Genomic DNA, 427 nt, shown 5'->3' on the forward strand with positions numbered 1-427 from the left:
AGCGCATGCTCGCCTGTGGCTCCTGCGCCCTGGGCGTTCGCCGTTACTGCTGCGCCTCTTCTGACTGTTCCCACTCCCGCTTCTTCTGTCAGAGCTGCAAGTCAAAGGCATGCAGCGCCTGCGGCATGAAGTCCACGGAGCAGTGGATTGCTGAGCAGCAGCACGTCCTGCCCGACTGCGAATGGCAGCATATCACCTTCACCATGCCCCACCTGCTGTGGCCGTTCTTTAACAACAACTGGCCGCTGCTCAATGACCTGTTCCGCTGCGCCACCCGTGCCCTGCTGAAGTGGGCACGCCAGCAGGGTATTGAGCCAGGCATATTCTGTGCGCTGCACACTTACGGCCGTCAGCTCAACCAGCATCCGCACATCCACGTCTCAGTCACCCGTGGTGGCCCCGATGTTAAACACGGCGTCTGGCGCAG

Annotated in this window: 1 protein-coding gene; it reads left to right on the forward strand. The window is 61.4% G+C overall.

The genetic code is table 11. From position 1 onward, the window contains the following. A partial coding sequence (locus tag NG99_RS25515) for an IS91 family transposase (RefSeq protein ID WP_034899290.1) occupies positions 1-427 on the forward strand: 427 nt, incomplete at both ends.

It is taken from the genome of Erwinia typographi (assembly GCF_000773975.1).
GTDB lineage: Bacteria > Pseudomonadota > Gammaproteobacteria > Enterobacterales > Enterobacteriaceae > Erwinia > Erwinia typographi.